The organism is Fibrobacter sp. UBA4297, assembly GCF_002394865.1.
In the GTDB taxonomy this organism is placed as follows: Bacteria; Fibrobacterota; Fibrobacteria; order Fibrobacterales; family Fibrobacteraceae; genus Fibrobacter.
Genome location: NZ_DGUZ01000015.1, coordinates 65,288 through 88,356, shown reverse-complemented (window position 1 = coordinate 88,356; position 23,069 = coordinate 65,288). Strand labels below are relative to the sequence as shown.

Genomic DNA, 23,069 nt, shown 5'->3' with positions numbered 1-23,069 from the left:
GAGAATATTTTTAATGGATGCTAATGGAGTGATTGAATGGATAAATTATTGCTTATCATTGCTGTGTTTGCGGAAATTTCTTTTGCTGTATCCCCAAAGACGAATGAAATAATTTTCAAGTCTTTGAAAATCGATGTGTCGCAAATTGGCGATGAAATATGCGATTCTATTTATGCTGGGTTACCTAAGTTTGAAACATCTAGGTATCGTGCTTTATGCGTTGCAATGGGTGATGTTATTGAATATAATTCGCCGTTGGATTATTCAGTTGTTTTTTCTTTAGATATAAATGAAGCCGCCTATTTGAAGGTGAGAAGGGAAAATCAGATTTGTAAGGATGTTTCTACAGGTGCTGTAGCCGAAGGCACGCCTGGAACAGCTCTGTTTAGCGAAGTTCTTTTTGCTGAACTTATGCGTTTGCAAAAATATGGAGTGATTCAAAATAATCGTGATTCGTTAGAAGTTTTCCTACTTCAAGAAATCGATAAAATGAAGAATGTGTCTGGTTGTGAAGATATTGATTTGGTGTATTATAATGAAGAAGAGGGCGCTTACTATTTAATAGGACCTGATATGGCAAATTGTTGTTCGTTAGTTGATTCGTCAAGAATGTTTTTGCCGTTGGTTAAAATCAAATCGATTGGTGTCCGAGCTTTGAAAATCGGCAAGAATAGGTTTTACTTGCAAGGTGTGAAAAGTGACGATGCTTATACGTTGTTTGATTTGAATGGTAGCGTTTTGCAACAAGGATGGGTGCGTTCGGGAATAATCCAAACGCCGATGCTCCCCGCCATTTTAAAAATTCAAGAGAAAGTGATAATGCTGAAATAAAGCAATTATCTTCACATTGACTAAGTTCTAAGATCTAAGTTCTAAGTTCTCCCTTTTAAAAATCTATCTTTGGTTTCGTGATTCAAATTCAGAATGTATCTAAGTCTTTTGGCATGCAGGTCCTTTTGGATGGCGCTAGCATGCTTGTTGCCGACCATGAACGCGTCGGTCTTGTAGGTCGCAACGGTTGCGGCAAATCGACCCTTTTCAAGATGATTCTCGGGCAGGAATGTCTTGATGGCGGTAACATCGACATCCCGAAGGGCTATACGATTGGCTATTTGCAGCAGCACATCAAGTTCACGCACCCGACGGTTCACGAAGAAGCGTGCAGCGTGCTCAAGGTGAATGAGGACGGCTGGCTCGAAGAACACAAGGTCGAGGCGATTCTCTTTGGTCTTGGCTTTGACGAAGAGAGCATGCAGAAAGACCCGATGCTTTTGTCGGGCGGTTTCCAGATCCGTCTGAATTTGGCGAAGGTCTTGGCGTCGGAACCGGACATGCTTTTGCTCGATGAACCGACGAACTATCTGGACATTGTTTCCATGCGTTGGCTCAGCCGCTTTTTGCGCGCGTGGAAGGGCGAAGTGCTCTTGATTACGCATGACCACCATTTTATGGACGAGGTCTGTACGCACACGGTGGGGATTCACCGCCACAAGATGCGCAAGGTCAAGGGTTCGGTCGAAAAGCTGCGCGAGACGATTGCCGAAGAAGAAGAAGTGGCAATGCGCACGCAAGAAAACGAGCAGCGCAAAAAGGAACAGCTTGAGCGTGTCATTGAACGTTTCCGTTACAAGGCGGCAAAGGCTGCGATGGTGCAGTCAAAGATTAAGGCTGCGGCAAAGCTTGCGACGGGCGAGCGTCTCACGCACGAACGCAACCTGGATTTCAATTTCAAGAATGCGGAATTTCCGGGCAAGCGCATGTTGCAAATCCATGGACTCCATTTTGCGTACAAGAACGAAAACGGTTACGGTCCGGAGCTGATTAGCGACCTTGAAATGGAAGTGTTCAAGGGCGACCGCATTGCGATTATCGGCCCGAACGGTCGTGGTAAAACGACGCTCTTGAACTTGATTGCGAAAGAATTTGAACCGACCCAGGGTACAATCAATTACAATCCGAACCTCAAGATAAATTACTTTGGACAGACGAATATCAACCGTCTGAATCTTGAAAATACGGTCGAAGAAGAAATTGCAAGTGCGATTGCGGATGTGTCGCAGAAGAGCCGTGCGCGTAGCCTCGCGGGTGTGATGATGTTCAGCGGCGACACTGCCATGAAGAAGGTCAAGGTGCTTTCGGGTGGTGAACGCAGCCGTGTGCTTTTGGGCAAGATTTTGGCGAACGAAAGCAACATGCTTTTGCTTGACGAACCGACGAACCACTTGGACATGGAAAGCATCGAGAGCTTGATTGATGCGCTCGAAGATTACGATGGCACCGCGCTTGTCGTGACGCATGACGAAGAACTGCTGCACGCTTTTGCGACGCGCCTCATCGTCTTCGACGGTGGTAAGTGCCGTATCTTCGAAGGCACTTACGCGGACTTCCTTGAAAAGGTTGGCTGGGCTTCTGAAAAGAAGCCGGGCGGCGCGAACTCCGCAAACATCAAGGTCTCGAATATCGACGTCACGGACGACAAGCCCGTGAGTTCGACGCCGCGCACCAAGGAAGACCGCAGGGCGCGAGCAGACTACATTGCCGAACGCAGCAAGGTCATCAAGCCGCTCGAAAAAGAGACCGCGCGCCTCGAAGCAGAAATCGCGAAGGCCGAAGCTCTCGGCGGCGAACTTGAAGCAAAGCTTGTGGCCGCTTCGGAATCTGGCGACGGCAATGCGATTACGTCCATCGCAAAAGATATGGACGAAAACAAGAAGCTGACCGAAGAACTTTACGCCGCCTGGGAAAAGGCAAGTGCCGAACTTGAAGCCGCGAAAGACAAGTACAAGTTAGACTAGTGGTTGGTTATTAGTCAGTAGTCAATGGTCATTAGTTATGAAGGGAGATGCCCGATCAAGTCGGGCATGACACGTGCGTGGGTTAGGCGTTTGTGCGGATAAATGTTATATTAGATACATGTTCCGATTTGTTGCGATAACATTGCTGTTTGCATCTGCTTTGTGGGCGAAGACAGAATACTTTATTTTGCCTGTGCAGTTGCATGGTGTCCACAGCGATTACGCCAAAAGAATTGTTGCGCTGGTCAAGGAATATGCAACGATAGATGGTTATGCCATTGTTCCTAAAAAAGATGATTGCGATTATCTATTGCAAATTAAGTTGATTAGAGAAGAAGTCGGTGTGGCTGTTATTATCGAAAAAAGAAATAAGGATAGAAAGCTCGTTTGGAATTACGGGCACATCGCTTATGAGCCGAACGACTTTATTCCTATTGTCAGTTACGTTTCTCGCAAGATAAAGTGAGTTTATGCAGTGGGGCGTAAAGTGAAATATTGTTTGTTGCTTATTCTTTCTCTTTTGTTTGTCGGGTGCATGAGCGCTTCTATAGCTGTGCGTGTTGCTGATGGTCGTGACGATTATTCTATTTACTGCGATGGTAAATTGGCTTGTGCGACAAGCGACAATTGCGTTGTGAAGACTATGACGAATGATGACCATGTCTATTTGCAAGTCCGTAGGAATGGTGTTATTTATGGCGGTGTGAATGTATATCGAGAAGGAGACACTTCATCATCTGGAAGCGCTTTGAGTGGCTGGAATCCGCCTTCTACTTCGGGACAGGGCTTGCAAGTGTTAGGTGATGTGCTGACGACTTTCCCGTTATATACAATTACGTACTTTGCTTTAACTCCATCGAAACATTCGGGAGTTTATGGAACGTTTCCTAAAGAAGTTGTTTTAAATGTCGGTCCAAAGGATTCTTCGCTTGTGAATTATCCTTGGGATCAACCGATAAAATAAAAGTGCTTATTCCACGCGTTTGCGTGGCTTGAGCGTCATCCCGTTGCTGCGGTAGTATTGAATGTCGGTGAGCACTTGACCCACCCAGTAATGTTTTTGCGGGTCCTTGCGCCAGTTCTCGAATCTGTTGCGGTGTTCTGTTTCTGGATAAAATTGCGCGATGGCGTCGGCGAGCGTGGGCGATGTTGCGAGGACTTTGTGGAGGCGGCGGGCGCCTATGTCAATTTGTTCTAGCCCCTTGCCTGTATCGAGTGCGAGTAGCCCAGATGTGTTGTTTTTGCCCTGGTAGTTCATCTGGAATCCGGAAGTATGATGGATGATGGACATGAGAACAGCAGGGTCCGTGCGTTCGCGGAGGCATGCTTCAAGCACGGGCAAGTTGCAAAGGTGTTCGCTGTCCCAGCGCTTTCCGTTGTATGTGATTTTCAGCGTGTGGTCCGTGTCTTCGGAAATGATTTCGATATCGTAGCGGATGCCGAGATCGCGTTGTAGCGCTTTTGTGAGACGAATGCCTCTGTTCTTGAATTTCTTGTAGCCGATCATCTTGATTTGGAGCGTGTCCTTGATTTTTTCAAGAATCGGCGTGGTGGGGCGCGTGACGACGAGATTGTAATTGTTGATTATGGTGGGGAGAATGTAGGCGAGTTCTGCAGCGGCGCTGTCGAGGTCGCAATTCATGTCGATAATGAGTTCGCCTTGGTCGCAAAGCTTTTGAATCGCGGACGTGGTGTATTTCTGGTATTCGAGTTTTTCGTCGATAGTCTCTCGCGGGGTCTCTTCGGGGTGTATGGCGTAGGCGGTTGTGATGGCCGCAATGCTCAATGCACAAGCGATGATGGCGAGTTTTACCTTGATGCTCCTCCAGAGAATGCGTATAACTGCACGACCTTTTTTAGTCGTGCAGATGCATAGTAGCCAAATGAAGGCGATACCCGCCCAAAGGAGGATTAAGTTCACGATGCTAATATAATTTTTTAAAAATAAGAAAGCCCGCCAGAGGCGGGCGAGGTGAAGTGAATGGGATACTTCAGCTTGTTTTGTGGAAGCTAGTGAGTTTTCCCGACCAGATTCGGAGTCTTGAGCATGATGTTCTGTAACGTGGCGATTGTGTCGCTTGCTTTTTTGATAGTCTTGATGATATTTGCCGTGTTGTCAAATTGTTTCTTGATGTCGTCCTGGACTGCACAGAACATCTGCTTGAAACAGAACAAGTCGTCTTTCGATTCGTTAAATAGCTTGTACGTATTTCGGAGGGCGACAAGGTTCGCTGTTTCGCGTTCCATGGATTCCTTGATTTCGGTGCTTAACGTGTCGCGAAGGACCTTTTTCTCTTCAATGATTTCGGGAGCGTTTTCTCTCAAGATGTACGTATTGAGTGTTCCGAACTCTTCGAACTTGGCGCATGTGGCGTTTGCGTGGTTTACAGAGCTGCGTAGCCCGCTAGTGCGCACTTGCGGATCGATGGAAATGGTGCAGTTTGAGGTGCCGTGGTAATTGCAGACAACGCGTTTTTCAATTTGACGGAGCTCGTTGTAAGGATTGAAATTGGTGTCGGTCTCGATGTATTTGAGCGGGACGTAAAGTGGGACGGATTCGCCTGCGATGGTAATGCGGTAGGCGAGGCATTTTTCTCCGTTGAATGGTTTTGTTTCGTAAAGATTGTTCGAACTGTGGACGAGGTGGTTTACGCGCATGAGCAAGTCGCCTGCATCGTAAGGCGTGTCGAGGAGACTCGGCGTGTTCTTGTAAAGCTGCGCTTTGAGAATTTGCTTGTAACTTTCGGAAATGGCGGTGTTCGAGGCGCTGCGGCCCCAGATGGATGTGCCGAGGAAGAACGTGTCGATGAGTTTTGTCTCGGTGCGTCCGTTGAGAAATGCGATTGCCTTAATCATGTTCGAGAGGGCTAGCCATCTGCGGATGGGCACGTAGACGCAGTTCTTTTCACAAGTCTCTGCGACCTTGCCAATGACAGCGAGCGTATTTGGAGAAAGTGTTACCTTGCTGATGGCCTGAATCCACTGTGCCTGTTCTTCGGCGCTGATGGCGAGTGCGGGCGGTACGGTGACGTTACTGTCTGTGCCGTGTAGCTGGAGTAGCTTGCAAAGAGCCTCAGAAGAAATGCTATCGGGGAGCATAATAGTGAGCGTCACCTGGTCGCTTACTTCGGAACGGCTCAGTGCGGATTCCGGCTTTTGGTCGCCCGAGATGATGATGGAATTTTTTTCGTGATCGTGAATGACAATCTGGAGGTTGTTTTTGCTGACTTCGTCGCCGGGCGTGAAGTTGTCAAAGATAATCAGGTTAAAGTCATTGATGTTGTCTGGAAGCTGTCTTTGCTTTTTTCCGAGTTTTAAAATCCTTGCGTCCTTGAATGCGCTCGAAATCCTGCGGATGAAAAGGGAGCTTCCGCAGCCGGGACGACCGTAAAGGTAGAATGGTTCCTGAATCAGCGCAGTGAGAAATCCCAACTGCACGTAGTATTCTCTTTCGGGAATGTCCTTGGTGATGATTTGAAGAAGTTCGGCAAAGCGCTGGCGCAAATTCATATTTTTCTCCCTAGTTCTTGTTTTTTAAAAATACAATAAAAAAGAGAGAACGGTTGTCGATTATTTGCAAGGAACGTAATGTTAGGAGGGAATGTTTAATAAAAGCTCTAGAATTTTGTCAGAAATTTTAGTTTCCTGGATGGCAATATGAATTTTAGGAGAACAAAGAAGTTGCTGAGGTAGGCGACAGGCGTCTTTTTGAGAAATAATAATGTCGTTACCGCAGAAAAGTTCGCTTTGGACTATGTGCGTAAAATGCTTGTCGTGGTCGGGACGGATGATTATTTTTTTGATGTGGATGTTGGATGCATTTTCTGACGTTTTGGTGAATGCGTTGATGTCTTCGATGAAACGATATGGAGTGCCGAGACCGCAAACAATTGTGGCGGATAATGGCTCTCCGGGAATGTAATTTGTTATGGATTTGATATAGAAGCGGATGTCGGGAGGAATGCCGTTTGCGCCAAGGCAATCGATGTGGATGACTTTGCGTTCGTCGTGGTCTTGCTTGAGACTGCGAAATGGACCGCTCGGCAAAAGGCTTTTCCAAGAGGTCGGGGGCTCGTGCCAGTCGAGGCAAATGTAGTGGACGCCTGCGAAACGCGTGTCTTCAAATCCGTCATCGCAAAGGATGATATCGAACTTGTCCTGAATTTCCTTGGCAGTCTTGTAGCGGTTTTTGGTCGAGAAAACTTTTATTTGAAATGGCTCGGCAGAATGCAATCTGTCATTGCCAAATTCCCGCTGCATCATGATAAATTCATCCCATGCGACGCTGTGGCAAAGAACGGCTATGCGTTTGCCTAGTCTTTGAAGAAGCTTGGCATACCAGATGGTAAACGGCGTCTTACCGGCACCGCCAGCCAAATAGCTCCCGACGATGATGACAGGAACCTGGATAGGCGGTTGCGGTCGCAAAAAGAGCTTGTGGTGCAGCTTGTACGCAAGCCGGTAGAATGCGGAAGCGACAAGGTGAAAAGGTTTTGCTAAGAGAGTCATTGCCAATGCGCTGATGCTTGTCATGCCGGACTCCGATCCGGCATCACCTTTTCATAAGCTCTTAGTCAAGGCAATTGCGCTTCTGTTGCAGGTAGAGGTCTGCAAGCACAAGCGCGGCCATGCTTTCGACAATCACGGGAGCGCGGACAGCAACGCAAGGATCGTGCCTTCCCTTGGCGGCAAGTTCACCATTCTCGTAACCGCGGCCCGCGGTCTTTTGCAACTGCGAAATCGTGGCGGTCGGCTTGAACGCCATACGGCAATAAATCGGCTCACCATTGGAGATGCCGCCAAGGCTACCACCCGCGTTGTTCGTACGCGTGTGGTAGGTGTTGCCTTCAACATAAATTTCGTCGTTGTGTTCGCTGCCGTGCATGCGGGCTGCGGCAAAGCCACTGCCGATTTCAAAACCCTTGCATGCCGGTATGGAAAGCATCGCCTGTGCAAGGAGTGCGTCGAGCCTGTCGAACACCGGTTCGCCGAGGGCGGCGGGAACGTTTTTCACGAGGAGCGCAACTGTTCCGCCGACGCTATCGCCCTTGGACTTCGCCTCCAGGATGGCTTGTTCCATCTTGGAGCTGGCGTCTGCATCCGGGCAGCGGACGGGGGAGGCCTCAATCTGTTCAAGCGAGAGCGTATTCAAGTCGGGCATGGCTCCATCGACAGTGCCAATGGAAGAAACCCACGAGAGGAATTCCGTGCCTGCAACGGTTTTCAAAAACGCTTTTGCGACGGCGCCTGCGGCGACGCGACCGATGGTCTCGCGGGCGGAACTTCTGCCACCGCCACGGTAATCGCGGAACCCGTACTTGAGGTCGTAGCAGAGGTCTGCGTGCCCCGGTCTGTACCACTTGGCGATGTCGGCGTAGTCCTTGCTGTGCTGGTCTTCGTTAAATACGACGAACGAGATGGGCGTGCCAGTCGTCTTGCCTTCGAAAACGCCGGAAAGAATTTTCACCGTATCTTTTTCGTTACGGGGAGTCGTGAGTTTCCCCTGGCCCGGGCGCCTGCGATTCAGTTCTGCCTGAATCATTTCTTCGGTGATTGTAAGACCGGCGGGGCATCCGTCGAGGACGGCTCCGACAGCAGGACCATGGGATTCGCCCCATGTTGTGACAGAAAATATCTTTCCAAACGTGCTTGACATGTGACCAAATATAAATTCTGGACTAAAAAAACTTTTTTTTATGAAAAATTTTTGCTTACTTAGAAAAAGTTTACTATCTTTTACAATATCTAGAGGAGTCTATCGTGTCCAAGTTTGGAATTGTCATCACTTTTTTGATTCTTGTGCTTTCGCTTCATGTGCAAGCGCAGTCTCAGAATAATTTTGCGGGCATTCCTTTTGGCTCCACTCGCGAGACTGTCATTGAAGAAATGATGAAAAAAGGTTACGAACCTTACGGTCAGACGGGCATTGGCGAACGCGTGGTGATTCCTGTTTATATGTTCGGTGAACTGCCGGTTCAGGTCGATTTCATTTTCAACAAGAACGATAAGTTCTATGCCTTTGAAATTCGTACAGGCCGTGTCGAACGGGCCCGCTTGAGCAAGACTTTTGAAGCCGTGGCTTACATGTCTGACCAGTTTACGCTCAAGTATGGCAAACCCTCTGGCGCTCCGGCTATCAGCGAACTTTCGAGCCTCAAGGAAAATGTGCATAATCTTTACCAGGAATGGTTCTCGGTGAAAGCCCTCGATGCTTATACCGCAGTGATCCAGAAGGGTAACCGCTATTATGCAGTGGGCTCTGTAACGCACCGTCAGCTTGCAACGGAAAGTGAAGCCAAGCGCACCCGCGAAAAGGCTCCAGAAGCAGCGGCGTTTTAAGATTTCCTAAAAAGCTAAAAATGCTAAATCGACCCTTACGGGTCGTTTTTTTATGCTGTCGATTTAATGAAATTTCGGCAAAATGCAAGAATTAAATTTTTTTCTCTTTAAACTATTGACTTTTATTGAAATAATTATATATTTGTAATCGTTACAAAAATAAGAATAAAATTAAAACGATTTTTTGTAACTTTTCATTTAATTCCGCATTGCGGAAAAGGAGAAGATATGAAGGTCTGGGTTTGCAAAGTTTGCGGTTATGTTCACATGGGTCCGGAAGCTCCGGAAGAATGCCCGCAGTGCCATGCTCCGAAGAGCAAGTTCTTTGAAAAGGTCGAACAGCCTGCTGCTGGCAAGATCGTGTGGGCAGACGAACACAAGGTCGGTGTCGCTCAGGGCTTGGATGCCGAAGTGGTACAGGGCCTCCGTGAGAACTTTGCAGGTGAATGTACCGAAGTGGGTATGTACCTTGCAATGAGCCGTCAGGCAGATCGTGAAGGATTCCCGGAAGTGGCAGAAGCTTACAAGCGCATCGCTTTTGAAGAAGCGGAACACGCCGCCAAGTTCGCAGAACTCTTGGGTGAAGTTGTCTATGCCGATACCAAGAAGAACTTGGAACTCCGTGTGGCTGCCGAAGCGGGCGCAACCGAAGGCAAGCTCGCTCTTGCGAAGCGCGCCAAGGAACTCGGCTACGATGCCATCCATGATACCGTTCATGAAATGTGCAAGGACGAGGCTCGTCACGGCTCTGCTTTCCAGGGCTTGCTCGGACGCTACTTCAAGTAAGAATGGAGTGTGGTGCGGTTCCGGACGTCTTAAGGCGTTCGGGCCGTTTTTTTGGAATGTTTGAAAAGGGGTGTGATATGCAAGAAACGGCAAGCATACTCAAGGATCATGGCATTAGGCCGTCGCTACAGAGGGTCTGTGTCTATCAATACCTGCGTGGCGTCAAGACGCATCCGACGGTCGATGAAATTTATATGGCGCTTTTGCCAAAATACCCGTCGCTTTCGCGCACGACGGTCTACAATACATTGGAGCTTTTGCTAGAAAACAATCTCGCGATTTCGCTTGATTTTGGCGACGGTTTCTTGCGCTACGATGCGGACTGCTCTCCGCATAGCCATTTCAAGTGCAAAAAGTGCGGCAAAGTCTATGATATCTTTGTGGCGCCGCCAGATTGCACACAAATGATTCCTGCAGGCTTTACCTTGCAGGGTACTTCGCTCTATATGTTTGGGCTATGCGACAAGTGCACGGTCGGTGAGGGCGGAAAAAATTAATCTTTCAGTTTGTCGAGGGCTTCGTTTGGCCCGATGATGAACAGCACGTCGTCTTCTTGCAGGATGACGTCTGCGATGTTACCAATCTTGGGCGTCGGCTCCTGCGGGTCGCGGATGGCGATCACCTGCACGCCGTACTTGTGCGTGAGCGACAAAGTCTTAAGCGTTTTACCGACAAAGTTCTTGGGACAGACGATTTCTACGATAGAGTAGCCTTCCATGAACGGGAGGAAGTCCACCATGTTCGGGCGGTTCAAGCGTTCGGCGAGGCTTATGGCGGCGTCGCGTTCCGGGTGGAAAATGTCCGTAACGCCGAGCTTTTCCAAAATGCTCGTGTGTTCTGCACTGCTCGACTTTGCGATGATGTGCTTTACGCCGAGTTCTTTCAGGTTCAGGATGGTGAGGAGGGATGCTTCCAAATTATCACCGATGCAGACAATGACGCTATCCGCCTTGGTTAAAGACGGGATGGAGGCGAGCTGCTTTTTGCGGGTACTGTCGGCGACAACGGCTTGCGAGACCATGCTGGCGAAGTCCTGGACTTTTTCGGGATGCGAGTCGATGACCATGATGTCATGACCCAGCGACGTCAAGTGACGGGCAAGGTAGTTTGCCGAATTTCCAAGACCGATAATAACGAATTGTCTAGAAGCCATGCGGTAAATATAGAACTTAGAGCTTAGAGCTTAGAACTTAGTATTTGGAAAATAGAGTGAAAAAAATGGATTTTGATGTGTTTTATCTAAGTTCTACCGACTAAGTTCTGCCAACTGCGCCCGATCGGGCGCGCTACCCCACCATTATATCTTCTTCGGCGTAATAGGCGGTGTCTTGGAGCTTGCCTGCGACCGCGGAAATGAGGAAGAGCGGGCCCATGCGGCCGATGAACATCACGCCGCAGATGACGATTTTTCCGATAGTGGAAAGTTCTTCGGTGAGTCCCATGGAAAGTCCGCAAGTGGCATACGCACTCACGACTTCAAACAGAATCTTGAGGAACGGGGTGCCGTTTGCTGTATAGGCGGTGCCGGAGGGGATTTCGGTGCAGAGGAGGATGAGTGTTGCTGTTGCAATCACGACCATGGCGACGACGAAAATTCGAATGGCCTTGTCGATGGTGCTGTTTGGGATGGTGCGACCCATGACCTGGGTCTTTTCCCTGCCGAGGAGCCTGTTTATGCCGAGGAGCCCGATGACTGCTGCCGTCGTAATCTTGATGCCGCCACCACAGCTACCGGGGTTTGCGCCGATGAACATGATAATGATAAAGAAAAATAGCGATGCTTGCGTGAGGTCGGGGATGTTTACGGAATTGAGCCCTGCCGTGCGGCTTGAGAATGTCATGAAAAGGACGGACTGCGCATTTTCGCCGAAGGTGTGCCCGCTAAAGAGGTTGTTCCATTCGGTAAAGGCAAAGACGAGCGTGCTTACGCCAATGACGATGAACGTTCCGTAGGTGGCGATGCGCGTGTGTAACGAGAGACGGCGGACTTCCTTGTGCTTGAAATCTATTAGGTAGCGCAGTTCTGCAATGGCCAAAAATCCAAAGCCGCCCGCAAGCACGAGGATGCAGGTGGTGATGTTTATGGCCGGGTTGTACTGGAAGCTAATGAGCGAATCGGGAAACAGTGTAAAGCCTACGCCGCAGAAAGAACTCACCGCCTGGAATGTGGAGCACAAGATGCGGTCGTAGAGTTCCATCGTGTTGAACTGCGTGAAGTAGACGATGCCGCCAATCAGTTCCAGAACAAACGTAAAGGGGATCACGGCGCGGAGGATGCGGCCTGCGTCAATGCTACCTTCCTGCGTGAATTCTGAAAGGAATACGGTTTGGTGGCTAAAGCCCGGGTGCATGCCGGCAAGCAGGATGAGCGTCGTGGATGCGGTCATGATGCCAAGCCCGCCAAGTTGCATCAGGGCGACAAGAATCCAGTGCCCTATATCTGTGTATGTAGAAGAGATGTCGACGACGGAAAGCCCGGTGACGCAGACGGCAGACATGGAGGTGAAAAATGCTTCGATGAGGCTCACGGAGCGCGTTGTCGCTTGCGGCATGCTTAATAGCGCAGTGCCGATGGCAATGAGCAGGAGATAGGCGAGCACCACCAGCATAATGGGGTTTGCCTGAGTCTTTGTCTTGAAAATGTTCTCGGAAAGTGAATCCGTGAGCATCTGGTACTTTGAACGTAGCATAAGAGGGAATTTAGTAAAGTTGAGGAGGCGGTTCTTGTGGAAAACGGAAAAGACTCCGCTCGCGCGGAGTCTTTATTGTAAGGAGGAAATTCGTTTTTATTCTTGGACGCAGCGGATGCTGAAACGCTTGTTCTTCTGGTCAACCTGGAAGAACCTTGCGTCTTCGCCTTCCTTGTCCTTCATGTATTCAGGAGATTTCTCCACGATGATGAGGGCGCCGTTGCTGCCGCCATTTTCGCTGAACTTCTTGTCTGTTTCCTGTGGAGTGCCTGATGTCCAGTGGAAACCCATATCGCCAAGGAAGTTGCAGTCGCCGTCCTTGCAGCGTCCGCTATAGCTCCAAGGAATGGACTCGTCGTCGAGTGCAGCTTGTGCTTCTTCCCTGGTCGGGATTCTCCAACCGGTGGGACATGCCCTCTGGGCGGAATTGAACGTGTAAAGTCTGCCGTTAGAGGCACAGTTGGCTTCTTGTTCGTTAAAGCATTCGCTTGTGGCGCCTGCATAGTTGAGGTCTTGCGCCATCCAGAGCTTGCCGCCGACTTGAATGAGTTTGTAAGTATTGTTGTCGCGAGTGTCGGTCATCGTCATGCCGTTCACAACGGGCTCCTTGTTCTCGGGAGCGTCAATGGTGATACCGCCACCGTTCGAAGAAGAGGTGGGTTGGGCCTTGGACGAAGACGAAGGCGGCGTGACCGTCTTTTCACAGCCTTCGGTAAAGCAGAATACGGGCTTGTTGTATATATCGGGGTAGTTGACGCCTGGAGCCGGTTCGGTGACGACTACGTGCTTGATTGTCGGGTCTTTAGCTGTGGCAGAGGAAGAAGACGTAGGCGTTTGTTGCTGTGCGGAACTGGAGGAATTTCCTACAAAAACGGAGGACGAGGACTCGATATACGATGTCGGGGGCGGCGCTACTGGACTTGTGTCGTCCGCACAGGCCCAAAATAGGGTGGATACACCTATAAAACCTAGAGACAGAATTTTTTTCTTCATGATTACCAAATATAGTTTACAAAAATGTATTGATGTAGCAAAAAGTTTTTTACTATCTTTGGAATCACTATGAGTAATGTTGAAATTTTCGACACCACCTTCGCCATGACGATTCTCGTGATTATGGCGCTTTGCATCCCCACGATTCTTCTTGTTGCCAACTGGGTGCTTCATCCGGGCAAGATTAAGCATACGATTATCAAGGGTTCAGCCTACGAATGCGGTCTTGCACATGTCTCCGGCACGGCAAACGAACGCTATCCGGTGAAGTATTACATGGTGGCAATGCTATTCCTGGTGTTCGACCTTGAAGTCGCCTTTATCTATCCTTGGACCATCCAGTTCCTCGCTGGCGGCTGGGAACTCTTGTTCATCCTCCTTGGCTTCCTTTTGATTCTCGAAGCCGGCTACATCTACCTCTTGAAGAAGGGTGTGCTGGACTGGAATAGCGTTAAGGATTAATCCTTAAACCGTTGATTATTCTATCTCAAAATGGCGGATGCAGACCATGGGTTTGCGTCCGCTTTTTTTATCCCCTAAAAACTAATGACCAATGACTAATAACTAATCTCTAGAAAGCGTCGCGGACGTACATCGTCATGCCGACGTGCTTGAAGTCAATCCATGAAAGTTCGCAGCGGGCGTAGAGGTTTTCATTTTTGTTGAGGGCGAACCGGCCCCCGAAGCCTAGGCTCCTGTGCCACTTGTTACGCATAAGGTCGCTGAAGTAGTCGCCTGTCTTGCCGCCTTCGAAGAATATGTCTCCAGCGAGGCGCCAGAACAGCTTCTTGCGGAATTCTACTTGCAAAAAAAGCGCCTGGTTTCCATAGAAAAAGTTCTTTTCGACACCGCGGTAACGTTTGAGACCATCGGAGCCTGCTAGTTTGTCAAAAGGAGCATCCCCGTCTACGCGTTGCCAGAGGAAACCTACCGCCATGGATGTATTCCAGATAAATTCGGAATATCCGCGGATATCCAGTTCCTGGTGGGTGTAGCTGTAGTTGCCGATTCCCTTGTTGTAGAAGTAATGTCCCCATTGGACTAAGTACCCATGTCGGGCCCAGTTGGTGTTGTCGCGGGCGTCGATTGCGAGGTGGTAGCCAATGCCGTTTCGCCATCCGTCGGTGTTCTCGGGTTCTTTGATGGAGCCGTGATAGTGGTAGTTGTTGAACTCGATGTTGGTGCGGTTGAACTCGAGAAACAGCCCGTAGCGAAAGTTTCTGAGCCATTGCTTTGTTCCAAAGTTCGTTTGGGCGAGCGTCTTCAGATAAAAGGTCTGGCGGTCGAACCTGCGGAAATCGTCGATGTCTGGGGAGTTCTTACGACCAAAGTAGTTGCCGACCCAGTCTTCGTAGTGGAGGTCTACGGTGCCGGAAATCCGGTCGTTCAGGATATAGAACTTGGGTGAGATGGAACCGGTGAACTGCTTGCGCGATGTCCCGTAGAAAGAAAGGTCGAGTTCGGAGGCGTTGCCTCCTTCAAACGTGGGCTTGAAGAAGATAATCGCCATGGCGCCAAATTGATACTTCGTTTCTTCGGTGTAGCCAAGGACGGGAACGGCGGAGAACCGTTGGAAACTGTCCAAGGAGTCGGTTTGCTCTTCAGCAAAGGCGGATGTTGCGATGGCTGCTAAAGCCATTAGCTTTTGGGTCAAGAAACGCATTTCGCTCAAATTTAGATTTTTTTTACAAACTCCAAGAGCGAGATATTTTCCTGTAAAACAAAAAAAGTATGTTATGCGGATTGGCTCCACGTTCTGTCTTTTATTTTGCCTTGTCTTGGTAAATAATGTTTTTAGACCATAAATTTCTATTTTTCAAAGGGAAAAAGTAATTATAGAAGGGTTTGATTATGCCCATTTTGTCTGCTCAGAATATTTTGCTCCGTTTTGGTGGCCCGCCACTTTTAGACAATGTCTCGTTTGATATCGAGGCTGGTGACCGCATTTGCCTTGTGGGCCGTAATGGCGAGGGTAAGAGCACGCTTTTAAAGGTGCTCACAGGCGAGATGGAAGCGAATTCTGGAGAAATCGTAAAGAAGACGGGGCTTAAAGTCTCCCGCATGATTCAGGAAATCCCGGCGCATCTCGATGGAACTGTTCGCGACATTGTGATGGGCCGTGTGTCCGTGGTGAGCGGCGGTTCCGTGATTTCGAAAAAGATTTTGGACGATGGGGCGCACAATGCGACTGCCGAGGCGGTTCTTGGCAAAACGGGCATCGATGCGGATGCGTCTTACGATAGCCTGAGCGGTGGCCAGAAGCGCCGTGTGCTTTTCGCACGTGCCGTGGCCGAAGATCCGGACTTGCTTTTGCTCGATGAACCGACGAACCATTTGGACATTCCCGCCATCCAGTGGCTGGAAGGGATTGTGACGCGCCTTTCTTGTGCGGTGATGTTCGTGAGCCATGACCGTGCATTTGTCCGCCGCACGGCGACCCGCATTTTTGAACTGGACCGTGGCCGTGTGCGTAGCTGGGATTTTCCGTACGACAAGTTTGTGCAGTTCAGGGACCAGGCGCTTGCCGAAGAAGAAAAGGCGAATGCGCTTTTCGATAAGAAATTGGCTGAAGAAGAAGTATGGATCCGCAAGGGCATCCAGGCACGCCGTACGCGCAACGAGGGGCGAGTCCGCGCCTTGATTAAAATGCGCGAAGAACGCGCAGCCCGCCGCTCCCGTACGGGCAATGTGAACATGCAGATTACGGAAGCCGACCGTTCCGGGCGCCTCGTTGCGCGCCTCAAGAACGTGAGCTATTCATACGATGGGAGCCCGCTCATTAGCGATTTCTCGACTGAAATCAGCCGTGGCGACCGCATTGGCATTGTGGGGCCGAATGGCTCCGGCAAGACGACGCTTTTGCGCCTGATTTTGGGCGAACTCCAGCCGGAATCGGGTGAAGTGCGTTTGGGCAGTAACCTCCATATTGCGTATTTCGACCAGATGCGCACCCGCTTGCGCGAAGACAAGTCGCTTATTGAAAATATTGGCGACGGTCAGGCTTACATTACTTTGAACGGCGTCAAACGCCATGTGTTAAGTTATTTGCAAGACTTCTTGTTCTCGGCAGACCGTGCCCGTGGCCCGATCAGTGCGCTTAGCGGTGGCGAACGCAACCGCCTTTTGCTCGCGTGCCTCTTTAGCCACCCGAGCAATGTCCTGGTGCTTGACGAACCGACGAACGACTTGGACATGGAAACCCTCGACCTCTTGGCGGAACTTTTGGCCGACTATAACGGCACCGTCCTGACTGTCAGTCATGACCGTGCCTTCCTTGACTCCGTGGCGACCGGCATCCTCGCCATCGAAGAGGGGGGCCACGTCTTTGAAGCGGTCGGCGGTTACTCCGATTACGAGGCAAACAAGAAGATTCGCGACAAGGAAGCCGCCCAGGCCGCCCGCCTGGCCGCCGAACGCGAAGCCGAAAAGCAAGCCCGCTCAAATGCTGGCGCCGGCGCCGCCTCCGCGTCCCCCGCGCCCGCGAAAAAGAAAAAACGCAGCTACAACGAGGAGCGCGAATACGCCGCCCTCCCCGAAAAAATCGAAAAGCTTGAAAAGGAAATTGCCGACTACCAGCTGGAACTTTCCAAGCCCGAGGTCTACACGAACGCGACCCTCATCGTGGAGCTCCAGAAAAAGATTGCCGATGACGAGGCTTTGCTCGAACAGGCCTACGAGCGCTTCGAAGCCCTTGACAATTTGGGATGATTTTTTTTGCACCCCTAGTGACAAAACTCATTGCATAATATAGATTTAATCTGATGGGTCTTGGTGTTAACTAGAGGAGTTGAAAAAATGAAATCGCTATCTTTGTCTTTGGTGATGGCGTTGGCTGGCGTGACGATGGGTTTCGCCGGCACGACTGTTTGGAGTTTTGACAAGAAAACGGGCAATCAAATGCAGCCGGCCTATTGGTATGACTATGCTCAGCCTAAGGCCGATGGCGCAACTGCCGTGCTAACGGACACCGATGAAGGATATAAGCAGTTTACTGCGAATCTGGCCCTCAATTCAAGTGAATACAGTGTTTCAGGCATAGGACTTGTCTGGAAGCAATCAAACAAGGAAGATGTCGCTGTAGACCTTTCCTCCTATTCTGGGCTTTGCTTAACCTATAAGGCCGATCGTCCTTTCCGTCTTGATTTGAAGCAAGCCACGATTACCGACTTCAACTATTTTGGCATGGTTCTGCCTGCTCAGAGTGAATTCTCGGCGAAGTTCCTGGATTTCCATAATTTCGCACAGGAAGAAGGCTGGGGCCAGCAGACGGCCTTGGATCTTACCCAACAAGTCGCAATCCAGATGAGCTACAAGGAAGGCTTTGCCGAAAATATTGCGAAGAACGTTGTTACAATTGCCGCAATTTCTCTTGGCGATTGCGAAGCTCCTGTCGAAAAGACGACCCTCAAGGTACTTGAACCTTATGGCAAGGCTCAGGCCATGACCATGAAGGACACCGACTCCTTGAAAATTCCTCTGTCTACAATATTTGCTGCAGAAGAAGGTGCCGAGGTGACGCTTGCGACATCCTTGACTGCATCCAATATCTTGACGATGGTTAAGCCTGCAGGGTCTCCGACTTTGAGCGATACGCTTGTCTATGTATCCAAGAATCTTGACAAGGATACGTCTTTGATTCTGACCCTTTTGGCTTTGAGCGGAACGGAGTCCGTCAAGGCTCAGATTACTATAAAGATTACCGATAATGCGGAAGGCCCTGGTCCGGTCGAACCGACTTGCCCCGGAGATCCTGAATGCCCGGACGATCCGCCGGCAGAAAATCACCCGACGGTTGTGCTTGCTCCGTACAATGTAGAGCTTGTCTCATTGGATACGATTCTTGAAACGGATACGCTAAAGATTCCTCTTGGCCTCCTCTTTGCAGATGAAGACAACGAAAAACTCACCTTTGTTGTCGATATGTCCGCAAAGCTGATGAAGGTATTGACTTCGCTTGACAAGGCTACTCTAAAGGACACGCTCAAGATTGTTCCTTCGGGTGTCAAGGCCGATACATCTGTTATTATCGCAGTCTATGCGACGGACGGAAAAACAGACATCCAGAATGTTGTCGTCAATTTCGTTGTGCCAATCAAGGACTCCAATACCCCGCCGATTGCAGCCGATGCGGAATTCAAGATGGAAGAAGGCACGGACCTCATTGTTCCGATTGTCCGTGGACTTGCAACACTTGGCGTAGACCTTGACGGAGATGATTTCCTTGTCGTGCCTATTGATTCTACAAAGCATGGCCTGTTGACGAACTTCAATGAACTCGGCTCGTTTGTCTATACCCCGGAAAAGGATTTCCGTGGCGATGATACGTTGACCTATGTGCTTGTGGAAACGGCGAACCACCAAATGATTAGTAACAAGGCTACTGTGGTCATCCATGTGCTTCCGATTAACGCAAAGCCGACGTTGGCCATTGCCGATAGCGCATTCCTCAAGGATACGCTTGCTCTTGATATGGATTTTGACGAAGACACGGTCAAGCAAATCAAGATTTCGACAAAGTCTCTCGTATTTAAGGATCGTGAAGTTACCGAAGGAACGCAGACATTTACATACAAGGCTGTTGGTACAAAGATTATCGCAACTGTCGATAGCGTGACTGCCGACAACTACTTTATTTCTGTAAAACCGGTTGCAGGTGCTACAGGTCTTGCAAACATCTTCTTCTTTGCATCGGATGGTTCTGATTCCGTGGGTGTCAATCTCTACGTAAAACTTATTTCGCCGAGGGATGTCGCCCAGGCGGTAAAGGACGAGTACACGACGTTTAACGACAGTGTCCTTACGGTGGATGCCAAGAAGGGTGTCCTTGCAAATGATTTGTACCCGGAAGGTGTAACGAAGGGAATGGAAGCTGAAATTGCCCAGAAGCCTGCTCATGGTACGCTTACCCTCAATAAGGACGGCAGCTTTACATACAAACCGGAAGCCAACTTTGAGGATGTTGATTACTTTGGCTACTATAGCGTCATCAATGGCACAAAGTCGAAGCCCGCTATTGTAACGATTATTGTTGGAAAGCGCAACTTGCTCCCGACTGTAGTCGTAAAGCCGGAAACGCTCGATACGACTGTTACTGAAGACTTCTCGACGGCTAGAGCCTTGAAGTACACGAAGTCTGTGGTTGCTTCCTGGTTCAAGGATCCGGAAGGCGATTCGCTGTCTTACAGCGCTAAGAGTAAGGACGGAAAGCTCAAGGTTGAAATCAAGGATAATGGTATTCTTGAAATCAATTCGGTTCCGGATTCCTGCGGCAAGGCATACGTCGTCGTGACCGCAACGGACAAGAAGTCCGGCTCCAAGAGTTTCGAATTCTTGGTGAACATCACCCCGGTAAACGATAAGCCTGTGCTGCGCCATGCCGACACGGTTTATGTCGGGCTGTCGGACTGGAAAGTCAAGTGGAACTTGGATACACTTGTATTTGATGTTGACCGTGATTCGCTCACGTTCTCGCCGAATGAGACTTCGGCCTTGACCAAGTACATGACGATTTCGATTAAGGGTTCCGAACTTTCTGTAAGTGCTGTGCAGGGTGTCAAGTTCAAGGATGGCCAACCGTACGCTCTTGGCGTGAAGGTGACTGACCCGAGCAAGTCTAGCGTGACGATTCCGCTTTACATTATCATCAAAGATGGTGTAGGCCTTAAGCCGCAGCTTGCAAAGGTGAAGAACACATGGCAGAATGCTGTGATGGCAAAGCGCGGAACGGCTAAGATTATGGACATGAAGGGCCGCGTGGTCTGGAATGCAAAGCTCCCAGTGAACCCCTCTGAAGTGCTCAATGCTTCTGCAAAGGTTCAGGGTCGCAAGATCCTCCGCGTCAATAATCAGACCTGGACAATTAAGTAGTAGGCAGTAGACGGTAGGAAGTAGACAGTTTTACTCTCCTGCCGTTGAATGTGTCATCCTGAGCGAAGAACCGTAGGTTCGAAGTCGAAGGATCCAGCTAAATTCAAAAAGCAAAGGCTCCGCGATGCGGAGCCTTTTTCTGACCGTTCGCGCTAGAATCTGCAAAACATGTGCAGGGCTGGCGCTCACTCCCACCTAAAGGTGGCCATGTACACTAAGCGCTAAAGCGCAAGTGTCCAAAGGTCGCAACCGTCCCAGCTTAACGCATGGGACTTGTTGCTCACTATTCTGCTTTGCGTTACTTGACAAGTGCTTCGGTGTCGAGAGCGATGAGCAATTCTTCGTTTGTTGCAACGACGATTGCCTTCGGCGTGCCATCCTTCGTGATGAGGTGGTTGGATTCCTTGCCGCTCTTGAGGTTGCGTTCTTCGTCAACTTGGTAACCGAGAATTTTTAAGTTGTCCAAAGCCTGCTTGCGGACGTAGAAGCTGTTTTCGCCGATGCCGCCCGTGAAGACGATGGCGTCAATGCGCGGGAGAGCCATGGCGATGCCGCCGATTTCGCGGGTGAGGCGGTAGCAGAAGACGTCGAGGGCGATTTGGGCGCGCTTGTTGCCTTCGCTTGCAGCCTGCGTGAGAGTGCGCATGTCGTTGCTGAGGCCGGAGAGGCCGAGCAAGCCGGATTCCTTGTTCACGAGGTGGTCGAGCTTGTCGATGGTGCCGTATTCATCGCCGTACTTCTTTGCGATGTAGAAGAGGATTGCCGGGTCGAGGCTGCCGGAACGGGTGCCCATGATAAGGCCTTCGAGCGGGGTGAAGCCCATCGTGGTATCGACGCACTGGCCGTTCAAGATGGCGGAGCAGCTGGAGCCGTTGCCGAGGTGAGCTGTGATAAGGCAGGTTTCTTCGGGCTTGGTGCCGAGAACCTTGCAAGCTTCGGCGGTAACGAAGCGGTGGCTTGTGCCGTGGGCACCGTAACGGCGGATGCCGTCGTTTTCATAGAACTTGTACGGGATACCGTAGAGGTAAGCCTTTTGCGGCATGGTCTGGTGGAAAGCCGTATCGAACACGGCGACCTGTGGGAGGCCCGGGAAGAACTTGGTTGCGCATTCCATGCCGGTAGCGTGTGCCGGTTCGTGGAGCGGGGCAAAGAGCGTGATGCTGCGGATGTAGTCGATGACTTCTTGCGAGACTTTTTCGCTCTTGATGTACTTGCCGCCATGCACGACGCGGTGGCCGATGGCTTCAATCGTGTCGGTGAGCTTCTGGGCGTCGAGGAATTTCTTGACCTGGTCTACAGCTTCGGCGTGCGTGGGGCAGTCGAAGTTGAAGTCAATCTTGCCTTCAGGACCCTTGGCCTTGGTGTGGCCGTTCACGCCGATGTTTTCGACGAGGCCGCTAGCGATGGATTCCTGGGTCTTTGTATCGATGACAGCAAATTTTACAGAGGAGCTGCCGCAGTTGAGAACGAGTACGCGCATTTTAGTAATCAGTGGTTAGTGGTTAGTGATTAGGGAGCCTTCGGCTCAGCTGGCAGAACATGATAGAGGTGTCATTCTGAGCGGAGTCCGTAGGACGAAGTCGAAGAATCTAATCAATTGATCGTCTTTGGTCTATAGGACATTTTGCCCCGTTCTTTTTTCTAAATAATAGTATTTTGGTGCGGGGGGATCTAAGGCGGATTACGAATGCGTCAATTGAAACCATATATTCTGCGGGCCCAAGTTTCCATATAGGGCAGAATTTCCTTGTAAGGCACCACGATCATCACGCTACCGTGGGAATGCCAGCCGATTTCGAAAGAGTACCCGTCAAAACCGATACCGTCCTTCAAAAAAGAAGGCTCCAGCTTGAAATCCATGTGGATGGCATCGGCGTTGGCATAGTATTTTTCCGCATATTTGCGAAGAAGTGATACAATCGCTTTCTTTTCATTTGGATTGAAAATCGTGGAATCAACCAACGACCCGTCTTTCTTTGAGAAGGTCCGATGATACTCGGTTCGAGAAAAGCCAATAAAATGGCTTTTAAATGTATTGACGAATTGTATTACAAATTGTAAATTATGAATATAACGAAACACGCTTTCGAGCGAATGAGCGAACGGGGAATAACGGTTGAAATGCTTTCATCCTTGTTGAAAGGGAAAAAATATATCCGAAAATCGAGAAATGGAAGATTTGTCATTATCGGGAAAGCTGATTCGAAGTTATGGTCGGTTGTCACTGACTCGGATCTTTATACGGTTATTACAGTTAGACGTTCTCATGAAGATGAGGAGGTATTATGGAATTCAAAGTAGTGGATGATATTGATATTTCAAAAGAAGAAATGGAATATCTTGAAAATCACGATTTTGGTGAGGAAATGCGTAAAGGTTTGGAGGATGGTTCTACTATCGTCTCCGATGGTTCCTGGGAAGAAACGGTCAAGGCGATAAAGGCTAAAAAGGCTCGCGAAGCGACCCAGATGGCTTCGTTTCGGATTCCCAAGTGGATTATTGAGGGCCTTAAGCGCAATGCGGCTAAAGGCGGCGTGAAGTATAGCGAATATGCCATAGCGGCGCTTGCTAAAGCAGCCAAGTAACTTACATCATCGAA

The 23,069-nt window shown here is 49.7% G+C and carries 22 protein-coding genes; 12 read left to right on the top strand and 10 right to left on the bottom strand.

The annotated features are described in order from the left end of the window. The first annotated feature begins 36 nt into the window (after positions 1-36). The 4 genes from B3A20_RS08165 to B3A20_RS08150 all read left to right on the top strand — a co-directional run bounded on the left by B3A20_RS08165 (position 37) and on the right by B3A20_RS08150 (position 3,759). Positions 37-831, top strand: a complete 795-nt coding sequence (locus B3A20_RS08165; RefSeq protein ID WP_290763404.1) for a hypothetical protein — start codon at positions 37-39, stop codon at positions 829-831. Positions 832-944: 113 nt separating this feature from the next. Continuing rightward, a complete protein-coding gene (locus tag B3A20_RS08160) occupies positions 945-2,795 on the top strand; it encodes an ABC-F family ATP-binding cassette domain-containing protein (protein WP_290763403.1) in 1,851 nt (616 codons plus the stop codon). A 118-nt stretch (positions 2,796-2,913) separates the two neighbouring features. After that, on the top strand, positions 2,914-3,261 hold the full coding sequence (locus B3A20_RS08155; protein WP_088661373.1) for a hypothetical protein: 348 nt from the start codon (positions 2,914-2,916) through the stop codon (positions 3,259-3,261). A 21-nt stretch (positions 3,262-3,282) separates the two neighbouring features. Further along, positions 3,283-3,759 (top strand): hypothetical protein, encoded by a 477-nt coding sequence (locus B3A20_RS08150; RefSeq protein ID WP_290763401.1) that lies wholly within the window; start codon positions 3,283-3,285, stop codon positions 3,757-3,759. A gap of 6 nt (positions 3,760-3,765) precedes the next feature. Here the strand turns inward: B3A20_RS08150 and B3A20_RS08145 are convergent, their stop codons facing one another. The 4 genes from B3A20_RS08145 to aroC form a co-directional block, all read right to left on the bottom strand. Beyond that, complete coding sequence (locus B3A20_RS08145; protein WP_290763399.1) at positions 3,766-4,716, bottom strand: hypothetical protein; 951 nt, start codon at positions 4,714-4,716, stop codon at positions 3,766-3,768. An 89-nt stretch (positions 4,717-4,805) separates the two neighbouring features. Beyond that, a complete protein-coding gene (locus tag B3A20_RS08140; protein ID WP_290763398.1) occupies positions 4,806-6,305 on the bottom strand; it encodes a hypothetical protein in 1,500 nt (499 codons plus the stop codon). Between the two features lie 81 nt (positions 6,306-6,386). Beyond that, positions 6,387-7,328 (bottom strand): tetraacyldisaccharide 4'-kinase, encoded by a 942-nt coding sequence (locus B3A20_RS08135; protein ID WP_290763397.1) that lies wholly within the window; start codon positions 7,326-7,328, stop codon positions 6,387-6,389. Positions 7,329-7,365: 37 nt separating this feature from the next. Continuing rightward, positions 7,366-8,451 carry a chorismate synthase gene (aroC, locus tag B3A20_RS08130; RefSeq protein ID WP_290763396.1) on the bottom strand — a complete coding sequence of 362 codons (1,086 nt, stop codon included), beginning with the start codon at positions 8,449-8,451 and terminating at the stop codon, positions 7,366-7,368. A gap of 104 nt (positions 8,452-8,555) precedes the next feature. Here aroC and B3A20_RS08125 point away from each other — a divergent pair, with 104 nt between their 5' ends. The 3 genes from B3A20_RS08125 (at position 8,556) to B3A20_RS08115 (ending at position 10,417) form a co-directional block, all read left to right on the top strand. Then, on the top strand, positions 8,556-9,134 hold the full coding sequence (locus B3A20_RS08125) for a hypothetical protein (protein ID WP_290763395.1): 579 nt from the start codon (positions 8,556-8,558) through the stop codon (positions 9,132-9,134). A gap of 228 nt (positions 9,135-9,362) precedes the next feature. Beyond that, a complete protein-coding gene (locus B3A20_RS08120; RefSeq protein ID WP_072830998.1) occupies positions 9,363-9,920 on the top strand; it encodes an NADH peroxidase in 558 nt (185 codons plus the stop codon). Between the two features lie 77 nt (positions 9,921-9,997). Then, positions 9,998-10,417, top strand: a complete 420-nt coding sequence (locus B3A20_RS08115; protein WP_290763394.1) for a Fur family transcriptional regulator — start codon at positions 9,998-10,000, stop codon at positions 10,415-10,417. Here the strand turns inward: B3A20_RS08115 and B3A20_RS08110 are convergent. The 3 genes from B3A20_RS08110 to B3A20_RS08100 all read right to left on the bottom strand — a co-directional run bounded on the left by B3A20_RS08110 (position 10,414) and on the right by B3A20_RS08100 (position 13,603). Next, a complete protein-coding gene (locus B3A20_RS08110; RefSeq protein WP_088661365.1) occupies positions 10,414-11,073 on the bottom strand; it encodes a potassium channel family protein in 660 nt (219 codons plus the stop codon). The genes B3A20_RS08115 and B3A20_RS08110 overlap by 4 nt on opposite strands. Before the next feature lie 133 nt (positions 11,074-11,206). Next, positions 11,207-12,610: a TrkH family potassium uptake protein gene (locus B3A20_RS08105; RefSeq protein ID WP_290763393.1), complete on the bottom strand. Its 1,404-nt coding sequence runs from the start codon at positions 12,608-12,610 to the stop codon at positions 11,207-11,209. 96 nt (positions 12,611-12,706) lie between these two features. Continuing rightward, on the bottom strand, positions 12,707-13,603 hold the full coding sequence (locus B3A20_RS08100) for an FISUMP domain-containing protein (protein ID WP_290763392.1): 897 nt from the start codon (positions 13,601-13,603) through the stop codon (positions 12,707-12,709). Positions 13,604-13,672: 69 nt separating this feature from the next. Between B3A20_RS08100 and B3A20_RS08095 the strand changes: the two genes are divergently transcribed. Next, positions 13,673-14,065: an NADH-quinone oxidoreductase subunit A gene (locus tag B3A20_RS08095; RefSeq protein WP_290763391.1), complete on the top strand. Its 393-nt coding sequence runs from the start codon at positions 13,673-13,675 to the stop codon at positions 14,063-14,065. A 109-nt stretch (positions 14,066-14,174) separates the two neighbouring features. Here B3A20_RS08095 and B3A20_RS08090 read toward each other — a convergent pair whose 3' ends face one another. Further along, a complete protein-coding gene (locus B3A20_RS08090) occupies positions 14,175-15,266 on the bottom strand; it encodes a hypothetical protein (protein WP_290763390.1) in 1,092 nt (363 codons plus the stop codon). A gap of 188 nt (positions 15,267-15,454) precedes the next feature. Here B3A20_RS08090 and B3A20_RS08085 point away from each other — a divergent pair, with 188 nt between their 5' ends. Both B3A20_RS08085 and B3A20_RS08080 read left to right on the top strand, forming a co-directional pair. After that, on the top strand, positions 15,455-17,311 hold the full coding sequence (locus B3A20_RS08085) for an ATP-binding cassette domain-containing protein (RefSeq protein WP_290763389.1): 1,857 nt from the start codon (positions 15,455-15,457) through the stop codon (positions 17,309-17,311). 87 nt (positions 17,312-17,398) lie between these two features. Next, complete coding sequence (locus B3A20_RS08080) at positions 17,399-20,470, top strand: Ig-like domain-containing protein (protein ID WP_290763388.1); 3,072 nt, start codon at positions 17,399-17,401, stop codon at positions 20,468-20,470. A gap of 298 nt (positions 20,471-20,768) precedes the next feature. Here the strand turns inward: B3A20_RS08080 and B3A20_RS08075 are convergent, their stop codons facing one another. Beyond that, positions 20,769-21,950 carry an acetate/propionate family kinase gene (locus tag B3A20_RS08075; protein ID WP_290763387.1) on the bottom strand — a complete coding sequence of 394 codons (1,182 nt, stop codon included), beginning with the start codon at positions 21,948-21,950 and terminating at the stop codon, positions 20,769-20,771. 212 nt (positions 21,951-22,162) lie between these two features. Further along, positions 22,163-22,432, bottom strand: coding sequence for a hypothetical protein (locus B3A20_RS08070; RefSeq protein WP_290763386.1), 270 nt, complete (start codon positions 22,430-22,432; stop codon positions 22,163-22,165). Between the two features lie 102 nt (positions 22,433-22,534). Between B3A20_RS08070 and B3A20_RS15610 the strand changes: the two genes are divergently transcribed. Further along, positions 22,535-22,771 (top strand): DUF4258 domain-containing protein, encoded by a 237-nt coding sequence (locus B3A20_RS15610; RefSeq protein WP_366916697.1) that lies wholly within the window; start codon positions 22,535-22,537, stop codon positions 22,769-22,771. Next, positions 22,756-23,055: a hypothetical protein gene (locus B3A20_RS08065; RefSeq protein ID WP_290763385.1), complete on the top strand. Its 300-nt coding sequence runs from the start codon at positions 22,756-22,758 to the stop codon at positions 23,053-23,055. The genes B3A20_RS15610 and B3A20_RS08065 overlap by 16 nt, the downstream gene beginning before the upstream one ends. Positions 23,056-23,069 lie beyond the last annotated feature (14 nt).

Coding starts and splice junctions, on each gene's coding strand:
- B3A20_RS08165 (WP_290763404.1), top strand. CDS start 37: ATGGATAAATTATTGCTTATCATTGCTGTGTTTGCGGAAATTTCTTTT.
- B3A20_RS08160 (WP_290763403.1), top strand. CDS start 945: ATGCAGGTCCTTTTGGATGGCGCTAGCATGCTTGTTGCCGACCATGAA.
- B3A20_RS08155 (WP_088661373.1), top strand. CDS start 2,914: ATGTTCCGATTTGTTGCGATAACATTGCTGTTTGCATCTGCTTTGTGG.
- B3A20_RS08140 (WP_290763398.1), bottom strand. CDS start 6,305: ATGAATTTGCGCCAGCGCTTTGCCGAACTTCTTCAAATCATCACCAAG.
- B3A20_RS08135 (WP_290763397.1), bottom strand. CDS start 7,328: ATGACAAGCATCAGCGCATTGGCAATGACTCTCTTAGCAAAACCTTTT.
- aroC (WP_290763396.1), bottom strand. CDS start 8,451: ATGTCAAGCACGTTTGGAAAGATATTTTCTGTCACAACATGGGGCGAA.
- B3A20_RS08120 (WP_072830998.1), top strand. CDS start 9,363: ATGAAGGTCTGGGTTTGCAAAGTTTGCGGTTATGTTCACATGGGTCCG.
- B3A20_RS08115 (WP_290763394.1), top strand. CDS start 9,998: ATGCAAGAAACGGCAAGCATACTCAAGGATCATGGCATTAGGCCGTCG.
- B3A20_RS08110 (WP_088661365.1), bottom strand. CDS start 11,073: ATGGCTTCTAGACAATTCGTTATTATCGGTCTTGGAAATTCGGCAAAC.
- B3A20_RS08105 (WP_290763393.1), bottom strand. CDS start 12,610: ATGCTACGTTCAAAGTACCAGATGCTCACGGATTCACTTTCCGAGAAC.
- B3A20_RS08100 (WP_290763392.1), bottom strand. CDS start 13,603: ATGAAGAAAAAAATTCTGTCTCTAGGTTTTATAGGTGTATCCACCCTA.
- B3A20_RS08095 (WP_290763391.1), top strand. CDS start 13,673: ATGAGTAATGTTGAAATTTTCGACACCACCTTCGCCATGACGATTCTC.
- B3A20_RS08090 (WP_290763390.1), bottom strand. CDS start 15,266: ATGCGTTTCTTGACCCAAAAGCTAATGGCTTTAGCAGCCATCGCAACA.
- B3A20_RS08085 (WP_290763389.1), top strand. CDS start 15,455: ATGCCCATTTTGTCTGCTCAGAATATTTTGCTCCGTTTTGGTGGCCCG.
- B3A20_RS08080 (WP_290763388.1), top strand. CDS start 17,399: ATGAAATCGCTATCTTTGTCTTTGGTGATGGCGTTGGCTGGCGTGACG.
- B3A20_RS08075 (WP_290763387.1), bottom strand. CDS start 21,950: ATGCGCGTACTCGTTCTCAACTGCGGCAGCTCCTCTGTAAAATTTGCT.
- B3A20_RS15610 (WP_366916697.1), top strand. CDS start 22,535: ATGAATATAACGAAACACGCTTTCGAGCGAATGAGCGAACGGGGAATA.
- B3A20_RS08065 (WP_290763385.1), top strand. CDS start 22,756: ATGGAATTCAAAGTAGTGGATGATATTGATATTTCAAAAGAAGAAATG.